This window comes from Paeniclostridium hominis (genome assembly GCF_014306135.1).
GTDB lineage: Bacteria > Bacillota > Clostridia > Peptostreptococcales > Peptostreptococcaceae > Paraclostridium > Paraclostridium hominis.
Window position 1 is genome coordinate 127,818 of sequence record NZ_JACRWD010000001.1, and the last position, 15,774, is coordinate 143,591.

Annotated in this window: 13 protein-coding genes and 1 pseudogene; all 14 read left to right on the forward strand. The window is 29.3% G+C overall.

The window, feature by feature from the left end; translation table 11 throughout:
* Positions 1-99: 99 nt before the first annotated feature.
* The 14 genes and pseudogenes from hrcA (at position 100) to H8891_RS00665 (ending at position 15,347) form a co-directional block, all read left to right on the forward strand.
* The gene (hrcA, locus tag H8891_RS00595) at positions 100-1,119 is read left to right on the forward strand and encodes a heat-inducible transcriptional repressor HrcA (RefSeq protein ID WP_187005925.1); all 1,020 of its coding nucleotides are present in this window, start codon (positions 100-102) and stop codon (positions 1,117-1,119) included.
* Between the two features lie 15 nt (positions 1,120-1,134).
* A complete protein-coding gene (gene grpE / locus H8891_RS00600) occupies positions 1,135-1,689 on the forward strand; it encodes a nucleotide exchange factor GrpE (RefSeq protein WP_330594187.1) in 555 nt (184 codons plus the stop codon).
* Positions 1,690-1,754: 65 nt separating this feature from the next.
* Complete coding sequence (dnaK, locus tag H8891_RS00605; RefSeq protein WP_147546312.1) at positions 1,755-3,590, forward strand: molecular chaperone DnaK; 1,836 nt, start codon at positions 1,755-1,757, stop codon at positions 3,588-3,590.
* A 103-nt stretch (positions 3,591-3,693) separates the two neighbouring features.
* Positions 3,694-4,845, forward strand: a complete 1,152-nt coding sequence (gene dnaJ / locus H8891_RS00610; protein ID WP_147546313.1) for a molecular chaperone DnaJ — start codon at positions 3,694-3,696, stop codon at positions 4,843-4,845.
* Between the two features lie 285 nt (positions 4,846-5,130).
* A pseudogene (locus H8891_RS00615) lies at positions 5,131-6,399 on the forward strand (dicarboxylate/amino acid:cation symporter).
* A gap of 118 nt (positions 6,400-6,517) precedes the next feature.
* Positions 6,518-7,009, forward strand: coding sequence for a hypothetical protein (locus H8891_RS00625; RefSeq protein WP_187004777.1), 492 nt, complete (start codon positions 6,518-6,520; stop codon positions 7,007-7,009).
* Between the two features lie 128 nt (positions 7,010-7,137).
* The gene (locus H8891_RS00630) at positions 7,138-7,845 is read left to right on the forward strand and encodes a YjjG family noncanonical pyrimidine nucleotidase (protein ID WP_187004778.1); all 708 of its coding nucleotides are present in this window, start codon (positions 7,138-7,140) and stop codon (positions 7,843-7,845) included.
* 151 nt (positions 7,846-7,996) lie between these two features.
* On the forward strand, positions 7,997-9,283 hold the full coding sequence (locus tag H8891_RS00635) for a transcriptional regulator (RefSeq protein ID WP_187004779.1): 1,287 nt from the start codon (positions 7,997-7,999) through the stop codon (positions 9,281-9,283).
* 247 nt (positions 9,284-9,530) lie between these two features.
* Positions 9,531-10,283, forward strand: coding sequence for a DUF5058 family protein (locus H8891_RS00640; RefSeq protein WP_243196515.1), 753 nt, complete (start codon positions 9,531-9,533; stop codon positions 10,281-10,283).
* Between the two features lie 13 nt (positions 10,284-10,296).
* Positions 10,297-11,013: a hypothetical protein gene (locus H8891_RS00645; protein ID WP_147546327.1), complete on the forward strand. Its 717-nt coding sequence runs from the start codon at positions 10,297-10,299 to the stop codon at positions 11,011-11,013.
* Between the two features lie 72 nt (positions 11,014-11,085).
* Positions 11,086-12,192, forward strand: a complete 1,107-nt coding sequence (locus H8891_RS00650; RefSeq protein ID WP_187004780.1) for a M20/M25/M40 family metallo-hydrolase — start codon at positions 11,086-11,088, stop codon at positions 12,190-12,192.
* A gap of 15 nt (positions 12,193-12,207) precedes the next feature.
* On the forward strand, positions 12,208-13,542 hold the full coding sequence (locus H8891_RS00655; RefSeq protein WP_187004781.1) for an amidohydrolase: 1,335 nt from the start codon (positions 12,208-12,210) through the stop codon (positions 13,540-13,542).
* 110 nt (positions 13,543-13,652) lie between these two features.
* The gene (locus H8891_RS00660; protein ID WP_187004782.1) at positions 13,653-14,567 is read left to right on the forward strand and encodes a DUF2935 domain-containing protein; all 915 of its coding nucleotides are present in this window, start codon (positions 13,653-13,655) and stop codon (positions 14,565-14,567) included.
* A gap of 249 nt (positions 14,568-14,816) precedes the next feature.
* On the forward strand, positions 14,817-15,347 hold the full coding sequence (locus tag H8891_RS00665) for a hypothetical protein (protein WP_187004783.1): 531 nt from the start codon (positions 14,817-14,819) through the stop codon (positions 15,345-15,347).
* Positions 15,348-15,774: the final 427 nt, after the last annotated feature.

Consider the following 15,774-nt stretch of genomic DNA (forward strand, 5'->3'; position numbering starts at 1 on the left):
AACTGTTGACAAAGAAAATTTAAAGTGTTATAAAATATATATAATCTTTTAGCACTCCAACTAAATGAGTGCTAACAAAAGAGGAGGCTTAGGATTATGGTGGAACTAAATGAAAGAAAACTAAATATCCTTAAAGCTATAGTTAAAGATTATATAGAAACTGCAGAAGCTGTAGGATCTAGAACTCTTTCTAAAAAGTATGAGTTAGGAATAAGCGCAGCCACTATAAGAAATGAAATGGCTGACTTAGAAGAATTAGGATATTTAATTCAACCTCATACCTCCTCAGGGAGAATTCCTTCAGAAAAAGGATATAAGCTTTATGTTGATTCTCTTATGAAAGAACATGAATTAGATAATGTTGAAAAAAAATTAATAAAAGAATCAATAAATAAAAATATAAACTATATGAATGATTTAATACATGAAACATCTAAGTTGATATCAAAGTTAACTAATTATACAACTATAGCTGTTACTAAAAATGTATCAAGTTTACAAAATATAAAACATATACAGTTAGTTGGATTAGATGAAAAAAGTATAGTTTTAATAGTAGTTACTGAAAAAGGCGAAATTAAAAATACAAATCTTTCAACTAATGTGCCTATTGATCAAGCTAAGCTTAATTTAATTTCTGATAATCTTACTAGAAAGCTTTCAGGTAAAAATATAACTGAGATAGACGACGAGTTTTTAAACTACATAAAATACGAGATTACAGAAAACTCTTTAGTTATAGATAAGCTTATAGATTCATTAAACTTTGGTTTTGAAGAAAATGATACATCAATTTCTTTAAGTGGAGCAACTAATATATTTAATTTCCCAGAGTTTAGTGATGTAGTTAGAGCAAAAACATTTTTAACTATGCTAGAAGAAAAAGAAAATATATCTAGTATGTTAAAATCAAGAGGAATTCAAAAAGAAAATCTAAATATAATTATCGGAAGCGATAATGAATGTAAGGTAGCTCAAGATTGTAGTATTATAACTGCAACTTACAATATAGATAAAAATGTAGTAGGAAAGATTAGTTTGATTGGTCCAACTAGAATGGATTATGCAAAAGTATACTCAATACTTAATTATATGGGACTACTACTAAACAAAAAATAGTTAGGGGTGTAAGTTTTGGAAAAAGATATGCAAGAAGAATTACAAGAAGAAGTAAAGGAAAATGCTTCAGAGGAAGTTGAAGAAACTATTGAAGAAGCAATAGAAGAAGCTACAGAAGCTAAAGAAACTTCGGAAGCTGATGAAAAAGACAAAAAGGTAGAAGAATTAACTGATACTCTTCAAAGACTTCAAGCTGAATATGCTAACTATAGAAGAAGAACTCAACAAGAGAAAGAAACTATGGGCATATTTGCTAATGAAAAAATCTTAAATGAGTTAATACCAGTTATGGATAATATGGAAAGAGCTATGGATGCTTGTACTGATAAAGAAGATAGCATGTATAAGGGAATTGACATGGTTCAAAAACAATTAAAAGCTACATTTGAAAAATTCGGACTAGAAGAAATAGAAGCTGAAGGTCAAGAATTTGATCCAAACCTACACTTAGCAGTTATGCAAGAACCCGTAGAAGGCACTGAAGCTAATAAAGTGGTTATGGTTTTACAAAAAGGGTATAAATTAAATACAAAAGTACTAAGACCTGCAATGGTTAAAGTATCTTGCTAATAAATAAACAATTAAGATTGAATTAATATCAATATTATATAGAAGAATTCAAGGAGGATATTAAAATGGGAAAAATAATAGGAATTGACTTAGGAACAACAAACTCTTGTGTTGCAGTTTTAGAAGGTGGAGAACCTCAAATAATACCAAACTCAGAAGGAATGAGAACTACTCCGTCAGTAGTTGCATTCACTAAAGATGGTGAAAGAATAGTAGGAGAACCTGCAAAAAGACAAGCAGTTACTAATGCTGATAGAACAATAATATCAATAAAAACTCACATGGGAACTGATTATAAAGTTAATATAGATGGAAAAGATTATAGTCCACAAGAAATATCAGCTATAACATTACAAAAATTAAAAGCTGATGCTGAAAGCTACTTAGGGCAACCTGTAACTGAAGCTGTTATAACAGTTCCAGCATACTTTACAGATGCTCAAAGACAAGCAACTAAAGATGCAGGTAGAATAGCAGGACTTGATGTTAAGAGAATAATAAACGAGCCAACTGCTGCTGCACTTGCTTACGGTATGGATAAATTAGATCAAGAAAAGAAAATATTAGTATTTGACTTAGGTGGAGGTACATTTGACGTATCTGTTCTAGAAATCGGAGATGGAACATTCGAAGTTTTAGCTACTGCTGGTAACAACAGATTAGGTGGAGATGACTTTGACCAAGTTATAATAGATTACTTAGCTGAAGAATTCAAAAAAGCTGAAGGTGTAGATTTAAGAAACGACAAAATGGCTCTTCAAAGATTAAAAGAAGCTGCTGAGAAAGCTAAAAAAGAGTTATCTTCAACAATGAGTACTAACATAAACTTACCGTTTATAACTGCTACTGCTGAAGGACCAAAACACCTTAACATAGATTTATCAAGAGCTAAATTTGATGAATTAACTGCTCACTTAGTAGAAAAAACTATGGAACCAACAAGAAGAGCATTACAAGATGCTGGACTTTCAACTTCTGATATAGATGATGTATTATTAGTTGGTGGTTCTACAAGAATACCAGCTGTTCAAGAAGCTGTTAAGAAATTCATAGGAAAAGAACCTCATAAAGGTATAAACCCAGATGAATGTGTTGCTGCAGGTGCTGCTATACAAGGTGGAGTTTTAGCTGGAGATGTTAAAGACTTATTACTTCTTGATGTTACTCCATTATCATTAGGTATCGAAACTATGGGTAATGTAATGACTAAGATAATAGAAAGAAATACTACTATACCAACTAAGAAATCACAAGTATTCTCAACTGCTGCAGATAACCAAACTGCTGTTGATATACATGTACTTCAAGGTGAAAGAAGTATGTCTTATGACAACACTACTTTAGGTAGATTCCAATTAACTGATATACCACCAGCTCCAAGAGGAATACCTCAAATAGAAGTTACATTTGATATAGATGCTAACGGTATAGTTCACGTTACAGCTAAAGATTTAGGAACTGGAAAAGAACAAAAAGTTACTATAACTTCAGGAACTAACTTAAGTGAAGAAGAAATACAACAAAAAGTTAAAGAAGCTGAAATGAACGCTGAAGCTGACAAACAAAAGAAAGAAAAAATAGAAGCTGTAAACCAAACTGAAGCTACTATATATCAAATGGAAAAAACTTTAAATGAAGCTGGAGATAAAGTAGATGCTGCTGCTAAATCTGAAGTTGAAGCTGAAATAGCTAAATTAAAAGAATTAAAAGCTAAAGAAGATGTTACAGCTGAAGAATTAAACAAAGCTTTAGAAGAATTAAACAACAAATTCCACAAAATAGCTGAGCAAATGTATCAACAAGCTCAACAAGAGCAAGCTCAAGGTGGAGCTCAAGAAGAAACTAAACAAGATGACAATGTAGTAGATGCTGATTTTAGAGAAGTAGATGATCAAAAATAGTATTTAAAAAACAGAGTTACTTGTATATAATAAATATATAAAATTAATAATAGCTTGTAGACGTCTACAAGCTATTGTTCTGTAATTAAAGGTGGTGGCAAGAGTGGCTAAAAGAGACTATTATGAGGTGTTAGGCGTTGATAAAGGCGCTGATGCACAGGCGTTAAAAAAAGCATACAGAAAACTTGCGATGAAGTATCATCCAGATAGAAACCCGGATGATAAAGAAGCAGAAGCAAAGTTTAAAGAAATAAATGAAGCATATGAAGTATTATCAGATGAAACAAAAAGAGCTAACTATGACCAATTTGGACACGAAGGTGTAAACGGAGGATTTGGTGGCCAAGGAGGATTTGGAGGCTTCGGCGGAGGAGCTGGAGGATTCGAAGATATATTTGGAGATATATTCGGTGACATGTTTGGTGGAGGCTTCGGCGGAGGAAGACCTAGAAGAAAAGGTCCTGAGCGTGGAGCTGATATAAAACAATCTGTTACTATAACATTTGAAGAAGCTGCATTTGGAGTTAAAAAATCTGTAAAAATAAACAGAACAGAAGAATGTAGTGAGTGTCACGGAAGTGGATCTAAAAATGGAACTGGCAAAAAAACTTGTCCTACATGTAATGGTACAGGAGAAGTTAGAACTGCTCAAAGAACTCCATTTGGTAATATAATGAGTACAAGAACATGTTCTACATGTAACGGAGAAGGGGAAATTTTAGAATCTCCATGTCCTAAGTGTTCAGGCTCTGGTAAAGTTAGAAAAACTAAAACTATAGAAGTAGATATACCAGCAGGTATAGATGATGGACAAATAATAAAATTAAGTGGTCAAGGTGACTTAGGTTCTAAAGGTGGACCAAGAGGAGACTTATACATTGTAGTTAATGTAAAATCACATCAATTATTTACTAGAGATGGATATGATGTTTACTTTGAATTACCTATAACATTTGTCCAAGCTGCACTTGGAGATGAAATAGAAGTACCTACATTAGATGGAAAGGTAATGTATACTGTACCATCAGGAACTCAAACAGGAACTGTATTTAGATTAAGAGAAAAAGGTATACCAAAAATGAGAGGAAACTCTAGAGGAGATCAATATGTTAAAGTAGTAGTTGAAGTTCCTAAGAAATTAAATGAAAAGCAAAAAGATATATTAAAACAATTTGCTGAGTCTTGTGGTGATGAAGTTCACGAAAAAAAGAAAACTTTTGGGCAAAAAATAGAAGATTTCTTTAAAGGAAAATAAATAGATAAAAACTCCTAGATTATCTAGGAGTTTTTATTTTTACCTAAAAACCGGGGTTATTTACTGATATTTAAGCCATAAGAAATACTAAATAATAAAATTTTAACAAAATGAATTTTATGAAAATTGTCATTAACTAGAAAATATAGAAAAAAACTATAATAAAATATTTAAATATTATAAAAAACTATACTTAATAAAATTTATTGACGATGATAAAAAATTTAAATACAATGTATTTCGTGGCCACAAGAAAATTAAAACATCTAGGAAAGGGTTTTAGGAATGAGGGAATTTTTTAAAACGTATAAGTCTTCATTTATTTTACTAGGATGTACCATATTGGGTGCTATAATTGGATTAGTATTAGGGCCAAAGGCAACAGTTATTAAACCATTTGGAGATTTATTCATCAATTTAATTATGATGATCGTAGTACCACTTGTATTCTTTAGCGTTGCATCTGGGGTTGCAAACGTAAAGAGTATGAATAGATTTGGTAAGATCATGAAAAATGTAGTAGTAGTATTTACATTAACTACGCTAGTTATGGCGGTAGTAGGAATTGTGGGGTCTATAATATTTGATCCAGCAAAAGGAATTGATATAAGTTCAGTAAAGGAAATGATGGTAGCACCAGACCAGGAGAAGCTAGCATCAAAAGGAAGTTTGTTAAATCAGGTTGTAAATTCAATTACAGTTTCTGATTTTAGTGAATTATTCTCAAGTAGCAACTTACTTCAACTTGTAATATTTGCAGTATTAGTAGGAACTTCAGTTTCAGTTTTAGGGGAAAAAGCAGATAGTATAAGAAAAATACTAAATGAAGGAACTAATGTAGTTTTAAATATAGTTAACATAATAATGAAACTAGGACCTATAGGATTAGGATGCTATACGGCATCTATTATAGGTGAACTAGGACAAGAAATAATTACAGGATATATAAGGGTGTTTATTACTTATTCTGTAATAGCAGTATTATACTTTGTTATATGCTATACATTATATGCATATTTATCAGGGGGTAAAAAAGGAGTTAAGAGTTTTTATAAAAATTCAATAAGTCCAATAGCAACGGCACTTGCAACATCTTCAAGTTCTGCTTGTATACCTTCTAACTTAGAAGCAAGTAAAAAAATAGGGGTGCCAGATGATATAGCTGAAACAGTTATACCTCTTGGTATTAACATACATAAAGATGGATCTGTATTAGCTGTTATAGTTAAGGTTGCATTCTTAACTGGAATAATGGGTGGAAATATGGGTAACCCAGAAACACTATTAAGTTTATTAGTGACAGTTCTTGTAGTTGGAGTATTTATGGCTCCAGTAGCAGGCGGCTGACTTATAGGTGAGATGCTCGTGGTAAGCATTTTCGGATTCCCTGTTGAAGCGATACCTTTATTAACAGTAATAACTACAATAACTGATATACCAAATACAGTACTTAATACTACAGGAAATACAGTAAGTTCTATGTTAGTAGCAAGATTGGTAGAAGGTAAGAATTGGTTAAAAGATGAAGTTCAAAGTTTAAAAAAGGTTGGATAACAGGAAAAAAGGTAGTAATCTTAGGTTAAGATTACTACCTTTTTGTTTTATTAAGAACAACTTTAATAACATAGACATAATATATACTACTATAAAATATTATAAGGTGGGAAGTATTATGAGTAATTTAAACTTCATTATAGATGATAAACATATTACTAATGAAGAAGAGCTACATAAATTTATACTAGAAAAAATAGATTTATGTGGTGAAGAATTCGTAGAAGATGACAACTGTAGAGGCAAGAAACATAAGCATAAACATAAAAAGAAACAATCTGATTGTAAGCCACCAGGGCCTAAGCATGTTCATTTGAAGTTTATGTTTCCATATAAAATAGATGTAGCTTGTGGATGTAAACAAATTATACTTGGAGTTTTGATAGATTGTGATGGAAAACCTATCAAAAACCCTATTGTTGAATTTGAATTATCGGATCATAGATTAGGTAATATTGGATTTAGCCCTGCTATTAGTTTTGGAGATGGATGTTTTTGTACCACTTTTGTAGGGGAAAGACCTGGATGCGGATTTATAAAAATGTGTTGTGTAGGTACAGATTTAGATAAAGTTATGCATGTAGAAGTTAGAGATAATAATTATTATTAAAAAGTGCTGACTAAAGTTAGCACTTCTTTTTATTTAAAAAGATACCTATGTTATAATATAAAAATAGATTAAAAAAATAACATATTATAAAAAATGAATAGAGTATTATAATAGGTAGAGGTGAACGCATGAGACAGTATAAAAATTTAATATTCGATTTAGATGATACTTTATTAGACTTTCAAGATAATGAAAGAAATTCTTTAGAATTTATCTTTAAAAAATACAATATTCCATTTGATGAAAAATCAATTAATCAATATAAGACTATTAATAGGAAATTTTGGAGTCAAATAGAACAAGGTTGTATAAAAAAGGAAGAAGCTTTAACTAAAAGATTTGAAGAATTCTTCGCCTTATATGGATATAATATTGAAGGTGAAATAATAGAAAATGAATATCAAAATTGTTTAACTAAAGGTCATAAAACAATTCCAAAAGCCATGGAAACTTTAATAGAGCTAAGAAATAGAGGGTATAAAATATTTGCAGGAACTAATGGAATAGGACAAACACAAAAACAAAGACTTAAAGATTCAAAATTAATGAATTTATTTGATGATGTATTCATTTCTGAAGAAATGGGAGTTGAAAAACCTAATTCAAAGTTCTTTGAGATGATTTTTAATAAGTATGATTTTATGAAAAAAGATGAGACATTGATGATAGGTGATAGTTTAGCATCTGACATTAAGGGTGCTAATAATTTTGGAATTGATTGTGTATGGTTTAATATTTTAAATAAAGAGTGTAAAGATATAAAAGCAACTTATGAAATACATGATTTATCTGAATTACTATTAATGTTAAATAGAGAAGCTAATGCAGCTGTTTAATATATATAGTTAAAATTAAGTAAAGTATTAAAAGGGGCATAAGCTCCTTTTTTTTATTTAATAAATAATAAATTGTATTATTGTCTTAAAATAGTATAATATGTATAAGTATAAAATAATTTTAAAATATAGATAATGTGGGAGGAATTATATGATAATAGGAATTCTTGGACCACTAGACTCAGCTGTAAGAATAGAAAAACATTTAAAAAACATAGATAGTAGTTTAGAGACAAGATTATATACAAAAGAGAAGATAATAGAATCGGTAGATTTAATAGAAAAGTGTGAGCATGAGTGTGATGGGATTATATTAACAGGATGTGGAGTTTATGAAGAAATAATAAAAAATCATGAAATAAAAAAGCCTCATTCATTTGTTCAAAGAAGTGATACAAGCATTCTTAAAGCATTTTGGGATATACGTAATTTAAATATGGAAATAGATAAGTTTAGTATAGATGTAGTTGAAGATGAAATGGTAGAAAATATAATAGATGAATTTGAGATAAAGAATACTGAAATGTTTTGTTTGCCGTTTTCAACAAATATAAATGAAGATAATTATTTAGATTGGCATATTAATTTATATAAAAGTGGCAAAATCAATATAATGATTACAGGATTTATGAATATATATAATCAAATTAAAGAAAAAGGTTATCCAATTGTATTGCTTAGACCAACAAGGTCACTAGTTAAAGCATCATATGATGAAGTTATGAGTAAACATGCTATTAGTAAAGCTGAGTCTTCTCAAATAGCAGTAGAAATATTTAATTTTGGAAATTATAGTAATAATATAGAAAATTATTATTCAAATATGATAAAGAAAACAGATATAGATAAATATATAATCTCTTATGTTAGAAGTATAAATGGAGCAGTATTTCCATTTGGGCGTAATGAGTATATTATATTTAGTAATAAAGGATCTGTAAATAAAAATAGTAACTATGAGAAATTATTAAAATTACAAAAGGAAATTAAAGCATTAGGATTTGATTTAAATATAGGAATTGGATTTGGAGCTACTGCTTTTAAAGCAGAAATAAATGCGACAAAAGCATTAGAAAGAGGAATAGATTCAAAAGAATTTTACATATACTCAATTGATGAAGATGAAAATCTTACAGGACCATTAGGAATGGATAATGAAATTAGTTATTGTATTATACCTAATGATAAAAGCATTTTAGAAATATCAAATCAAACTGGCTTAAGTTGTGAAACTATTTCTAAAATTATTGGTATAAGTGAAGTTAGGGGAAGTAAAATTTACGATTCGAAAGAATTAGCAGGATACTTAGATATAAGTGATAGAAGTGCAAGAAGAATTTTACAAAAAATAACTTCAGCAAAATTAGGAAAGGTACATGCCAAAGAAAGTAGTAAAGGTGCAGGTAGACCTAAAAATTTAATAGAAATATTGTTTTAAATAAAAGTGCCTAAAAGTAAATTTTAGGCATTTTTTATTTTTCTAATTTAAATATTAATAACATAGTTTGATATATATTAAAAGTAAATGAAATTTCTAAATAATTAAAAAAATATAGGAAAAAGTTTTTTTATTTATATTGACAATATTCTACAAATATTATATTATCCAATTAAGGACATATTATGGACTTGTCAAAAAATAAAAAATGACAAGAAAACGTTTTTAAAACAAAGGAGGAATTATGATGGATAATTTAAGAAGTGTATTTGAAGCAGATTATTTAAAAATGGCAAATCATCCTTTTATGTGGATAGCTGCAGGGTTAGCTGTAATGGTTGTTGTGATTCAATCCATAGTATTTTTTAGAAAATCAGTAGTAGCTGCAAAAGAAATGGGAATAAAAGATACTCAAGTTAAAGCAGCTATAAAAAGTAGTGCAATATCATCAATAGGACCATCGATAGTTATATTAGTTGGTATGATATCTTTATTAGTTTCAATGGGTGGACCTATGTCTTGGATGAGACTTTCATTTATAGGTTCGGTTAACTATGAACTTATGGCAGCGGGATTTGGAGCAGAAGCTATGGGTGCAAAGCTTGGAGCTGGAATGGACCCAATGGTATTTGCTTGTGCTATATGGGTAATGGTTTTAGGTTCTTTAGGTTGGTTAATATTCACTTTATTATTCACTGATAAAATGGACAAAGTTAATCATTTATTATCAAGTGGTAATGAAAAATTAGTTCCAATAATATCAGCTTGTGCAATGCTTGGAGCATTTGCTTACTTAGCATCAGGAAACTTCATAACAGGAGAAGGTTCAGTAACTTTCACATCACCAGCAGCAGTTGCTACAATAATTGGTTGTGTTGTTATGATGGGATTATCTAAGATTGCAAAAGATAAAAACATACAATGGATAAAAGAGTGGGCTTTATCAATATCAATGTTTTCTGGAATGATAATAGGAACAGTATTAATAAACGTAATATAAGGAGGACAAATATATGAGCAATAACAATTATTATTCAAAAAAATACATACCAAGTATAACTAAATGGGGTAAAGGTACTTTATTATTAGGAATTATATTATGTTTTGCACCAGTATTAGTTGTGTCAGGAATATTTGGATATATGCCTCCAATAGCAGCTATAATAGCTGGGACAATATCACAAATAAGTGTTAGTGGAGCTTTTTATGTGGTTGAGCCTATAGCATACTTCCCGATACTTGGAATACCAGGTACATATATGACATTTATATCAGGAAATACTTCAAACATGAGAGTTCCATGTGCAATGGTAGCTCAAGAAGCAGCAGATGTTGAACCAGGAACGGAAAAAGGTTCAGTAATATCTACAATAGGTATAGCGGTTTCTATAATAGTAAATATAGTTATATTATCAATTGGGGTTGTATTTGGACAAGCAATATTATCAGTATTACCTCCACAAGTAACAGCAGCATTTGATTTAATATTACCGGCACTATTCGGAGCAGTGTTTGGACAGTTTGCTATAATGAAGCCTAAGTTTGCAGCAGTTGCAGCATTAATAGCAGTACCTATGAACTTCTTATTAAAAAATGGGGTATTTGATTTTATGCCAGGAAGTGGAAGTCCATCATATTTAGTTATATTAACTGCAGTATTTGGAACTATATTAATCGGTAAGAAAATAAACGAAAAAGAAGAAATTAAAGAAAGCCAAAAGGCAGCATAGGTAAGCAAGGGGTGTCTGAGGCATCCCTCTTATTATAGGGTAGGAAAATTAAAAATATAAGGGGAGATTATTATGTTATCTAGAGAAAGATTAGTAAACAATTTTATAGATATGGTAAAGGTAGATAGTCCTTCTAACCAAGAAGTAGAAATGGCTAAATGGTTAGTAAATTACTTAACTGAAAGAGGTATAGAGGTTAAGATGGATGATGCGGGAGATAAATTTGGTGGTAATTCAGGAAATGTAATAGCTTATATAAAAGGACAAGATAGTGAAAATCCAATATGCTTTGCAGCACATATGGATCAAGTAGCACCATGCCTTGGAGTAAATCCAGTTATCAGGGAGAATATAATAGAAACGGATAAAACAACAACACTAGGAGCAGATGACAAAGCAGGAATAGCTGCTATATTAGAAGCATTAGAATGTATAATGGAAGATAAAATACCTCATAGGGATATATACTTATTATTTACTGTATGTGAAGAAGCAGGAATGTTAGGTGCTAAAAACTTTAATCCTGAAAATCTTCCTTGTAAAGATGTAGTAATTTTAGATGCTGGTGGAGCTACTGGAGTAATAGCTTATAAAGCACCAGCACAAGAAAATATAAAAGTAACTTTTTATGGTAAAAAAGCACATGCTGGTATAGAGCCAGAAAAAGGGATAAATGCAATAGTAGCAGCTTCTAATGCAATAAGTAATATGCACATAGGAAGAATAGATGAAATGACTACTTCTAATATAGGCAGAATAGAAGGTGGAGGAGCTACTAATATAGTAACGGATAAAGTTAGTTTCACTGCTGAAATAAGAAGTCATATAACAAAAAGATTAGAAGAAGAAATAAATCATATGAAAATTTGTTGTGAAGAAGCAGCGAAAAATATGAATACAACTTGTGATTTTGAGCATACAAATGCATATCCAAGTTTTGAATTAAGTTTAGAAAGTAAAGTATTTAAATTAGTTGAGGAAGCTACTAAAAAGGTTGGAATAGAGCCAAAGCCTATGGTAATAGGTGGAGGAAGTGATGCTAATATAATGGCTAACTTAGGATATCAAAGTGCGATAATAAGTTTAGGAATGTATGATGTACATACAGTAAACGAGTATGTAAATATAGATGAATTATATGATGCTACTAAAATAGTTTATAACATAATGGCTTTATAAAGTAAGGTGGATAAAATGGATATAAAAGAACTTAAAAGATTGGTTTTGGAAGAAATAGATAAAAACAAAGATAGAATAATTGAGGCTGGAAGAAGTATATACGAAACTCCAGAGCTTGGGTACAAAGAAGTAAAATCTACTAAAACTGCTTCAGATTTTTTAAAAAGTTTAGGTGTTGAGGTAGTTGAAAATATAGCAGTTACAGGATGTATGACATCTTTAAATAAGGATAAAGATGGACCGAAAATAGCAGTAATGGGAGAGCTAGACTCGGTAGTTTGTCCAGATCATAAAGATGCAAATGAAATAGGTAATATTCATTGTTGCGGACATAATATACAAGTAGCTGGTATGCTAGGATGTGCATTAGGAATTATAAATTCAGGAGTGCTAAAGCATTTAGATGGTAAGATAGATTTTATGGCAGTTCCATCTGAAGAATGTATAGACTTAGAGTTTAGAAAAAGCTTACAAGATAAAAATGAGATAAAGTATGTTGGTGGTAAACAAGAATTATTATACAGAGGAACATTAGATGATGTGGATATGGCAATGATGTTTCATGCATTAAACTTTGAAGAAAATAAAAACTGTGTAATAAAATCTTATACTAATGGATTTATAAGTAAGCATGCAACCTTCATAGGAAGAGCATCTCATGCAGGTATAGCACCTCATGAAGGTATAAATGCTTTAAATATGGCAAGTTTAGCTGCTAACAATATAAATGCTCAAAGAGAAACTTTTAAAGATGAAGATAGAGTTAGAGTAAGTACAGTAATAAATCATGGTGGAGATATAGTTAATGTTGTTCCATCAAAGATTACAATTGAAGCTATGGTAAGAGCGGCAAATGTAGAATCTATGATGGATGCAAATGAAAAAGTAAATAGATCACTTCATGCAGCAGCAATGGCTTTAGGTGGAGAGGTTATAATAGAGGACACTATTGGATATCTTCCACTAGATTCTGATAATAGTATGGACTTGGTATTTAAGAAAAATTACATGGAATTAGTTGGTGGAAGTGATGAATCTATAATAGATGTTATAAAGTCATCTGGGTCAACTGATTTTGGAGATATATCTCAAATAATACCATGTATTCATCCTTGGATAGGAGGGGTAAGTGGAAGCTTACATACTAAAGATTATTATATAAGTGATGAAGAATTAGCTTATATAATACCAGCAAAAGCTATGGCCATGACTTTAATAGACTTATTAGCAGATGATGCTAAAATCGCACAAGATATTATAAAAAACTTTAAGCCTAAATTTACTAAAGAAAGCTACTTAGATTTTATGAATAAAAATACAAATACATATAAATACGATTATAAAAATTAATAAAAAGCAGTTTGGGAAAATTCCTAAACTGCTTTTTATTTTAATTTCCTTACTCACTAATTAATAATTAAATGCATAGTATACGTAAAAATGCTTTTTTAGGAGGGAATATGATAAACGATCAAAGATATGTGATTTTATCACTTGAATTACATTTATTTTTTTCTAGAATAATGAAAGAACACTCTATATTTTTAGAAGCTGGATTTACACCTAAAGATTCAAAACTTGCTAATGAAGCTGATCATTATAAAAGAGAATTTGAAAAATTATTATCATATGCAGTAAGTGCTAGTAATGGAGTAATTAGATCAAATGTTTTAGAATCTGGAGAAATTATTACTGATTATACATTAGGTACAGAACAAAAAACACAAAACTTAACAGGCATAGAAATAAATCAAAATATAACTACACTACAATCGAGATTACGTAGTGGAAAAAATCCAAGAGTTAATTCTGAATTAGTAAACTATGTAGATCAACTTAACTATAATGCAAAAAAACTTCTTAATGGAATTATTAATTTTAAACAAAGATTATTAGATGGTGTATTATCTTGTAGTTTATTTACAGTTAACTATCCATCACTTATTGAACATATACTTCGTGAAGCAAAATTGTATCTTTCACTAGTAGAAGATCTTGAAAATAGAGTTGATATAGATTCCTCTAATACTAGAGAAACAGAGTTATTCTGGAATCAAATTATGATGGAACATTCCTTATTTATAAGGGGATTACTTGATCCTTATGAAGAAAAATTAATTGAAACTGCAGATGAATTTGCAGATGATTTTGAAGATTTAATAGAAGAGGCAAAAACTATGACAACTACGACAATAAATAGTATCACAGATGAAACTTTAAATAAAACTATTCAACTTAAGAATTTCAAAAAAGCAGGAACAGAAGGGATTGCAAGTTGTAAAATAAGATCTATAATACTTCCACTTCTTGCAGATCATGTATTAAGAGAAGCTAATCATTATATAAGACTTTTAGAAACATATAAAGAGATGTAATTTAAATTAGTATATTTTTAATTTTTCAAGTAAAAAATATAGGTTAAGAAAAATTTATATCTTTAAATTAAATAAAATAGCTACTTTTTTAATTTTAAAAGTGGCTATTTTGTATTTAAAGAAAAAAGTAAAGTTTTAAATTTTAATACTTAAAAATATGAATTTGATTACAGGTTTGATACAAATTATAAAAAAACTTGAAATAAATTTAGAAAAAATATAATATAGCAACAAGGGATGGTGATAAGTATGGAAACACTAACACTAAGTCAAGCTATAATAAAAGTAGCAGAATTAGAAAAAATATATAGAGCAAAACTTAATCAAATATCAGATGTTCAAAATTCAACTGTTTCATACATATTAGAATCAGACGGTCAAAAATATCAATGTAATGATGAATTTGACTTTGAAAAAGAATTTAAAGAAACTTTAGAAATTGGAAATACAATAGAAACTTTAAGAACTGAAATAGCTAAATTAAATAATATTACTATAATAGATATAGAAAAAGAAGATTTAACTATACAAGGTGGTTTAAATAGACTTAAAAGATTAAGAGAACAAGTAGATATAATTGATATGATTATTGAACAATCTAAAGCATCTAAGCAAAGAAGAGTTGATGCAGCTGCAACTTCAGTATATTACAAAGTGGTTGAATCAAACTTTGATAAAAAAGATATGAAGTTGCTTTTAGAAAGTATAAATAATGAAATATTAGCTTTAGAGTTAGCAATAAACAAAGCTAATAATGAGACAGTTATTACTTTAGCTTAAATGCTAGTAATATATATATTAATAATTGAAATTTAGTTTGATTGATTAAAATTAAAGAATTTTAAAATTAAAATACAAATTACAAATCACAACTTACAATTAAATTAAGGTTATATACCTAAAATTACAATTTAAATTTAATAATTACAAATCAAGCGACCATGTATATAAGTGTATATTTAAAAATTTCAATTATGCAAAAAGAGACTATTTTAAATAGTCTCTTTTTTATATTTAAATATCAAATTTGATATTATATAGCTAAATTGTAGTCCGTAGCTTCAGTTATAGCTATTTTTTAACTATAGTCTTGACGTTATCATCAAGACCACAATCGAATTTGATTTTTAAAGTAGATGGATTTTTAGTTTCTGTAACTGCCATTTAAATCACCTTCATTTAACTTGTTAATATAAGTATAGGAGAT